The following is a 1097-nucleotide window of genomic DNA, read 5'->3' as shown; positions in this document are numbered from 1 at the left end:
GATGGCGCGGGTGGCGACGAGCCCGGGGTCGCGGATCAGGCCGTCGCCCGGCAGCTCCTCACGGCACTCCTCGGTCGTCGCGCCCCAGTGCAGCGCGGACCACCGCAGCGTCACCACCGTGAGCAGTGCCAGGGGGACCGCCGCGGCGCCGGCGACCGCCGGTGCGACCACGCGCCTCATGGAGGCCACGGTAGCCCGGGCACCTCTGAGCCACAGTCGAATCCGCCGGTCCTGGGCGATTTCGCCCGGAAAATGATGGAGCCCGGCTCGCGGGGCGAGTCCGGGCTACCAGTGACGGTTCACGTACCACAACGGGCCAACCGTCGAAGCTTTGTGTCCTGACCTCTGACGACAACGAGTCTCCTCGGGTCCGGCACCTCCGAAAGGTTGCCACGCCGGTGTGGCAGGCGAGGCAAAACGGAAGAATTGCCTCGGATCCGGACCGAACCGTCTCATCCTGCCGTGCGCAGCGCCGCCCGGGCACTGCGTCACGGCACGCCCGGCAGGTCCCAGGTCGTGCCGAAGGTCGTGTCGATGAGCGCCGCCCGGTCGAAGCGCAGCGTCAGGGGAAGACGGTCGGAGACGGCGTCGACCACCGGCTGCAACCGCGCGCCCGGGACGCCGGTCGTCGCCGAGACGTGCGGGGTCCAGTGGCCCGGCTCGTAGTGCCGGTGGATCGTCGCGCCGGTCGCCCGCAGCGCCTCGACGGCACGGGCCTGGCGCGTCGTGAGATCGACGGTAGCCGAGCCCGCGAGCGCGGCCCGCCCCCGCGGGAAGATCACCGTGCCCTGCACCGAGACGTCGACCGGCCCCCGGTCGCCGAGCCCGGCCACCGCGTCACGGACCGCGCACTCGTCCCACGTGAGCAGGACGGCATACGACAGGTGGGCGAGGTGCTGACCGTGGGTGTGGCTGAGCAGCGTCGGTATGCCGTCGGCCTCGAGCCGCTGCCAGAGCGAGCGCACGAGGCGGTCCGACCTCCGGTCGAGCAGCAGGCAGAGGGCGAGCGCCATGGCCCATTCTGGACATGACGGAGCGGCTCGTGCGCCGCCTACGCTGACGCCCATGACCCCTCCGCCCACTTCTGCCGACTCCTC

1 protein-coding gene and 1 pseudogene are annotated in these 1097 nt (G+C 72.2%); both read right to left on the bottom strand.

The window, feature by feature from the left end; translation table 11 throughout:
* Positions 1 to 180, bottom strand: a pseudogene (locus tag ABD194_RS19840) (hypothetical protein); the annotation flags it as partial.
* A 308-nt stretch (positions 181 to 488) separates the two neighbouring features.
* Entirely contained in the window at positions 489 to 1013 is a 525-nt protein-coding gene (locus ABD194_RS19835) for a 2'-5' RNA ligase family protein (RefSeq protein WP_343994720.1), read from the bottom strand.
* Between the last annotated feature and the right edge of the window lie 84 nt (positions 1014 to 1097).

It is taken from the genome of Terrabacter terrae, from assembly GCF_039529575.1.
Lineage (GTDB): Bacteria > Actinomycetota > Actinomycetes > Actinomycetales > Dermatophilaceae > Terrabacter > Terrabacter terrae.
The sequence above is the reverse complement of the archived record's forward strand: the minus strand, read 5'-3'. Positions and strand labels throughout refer to the sequence as shown.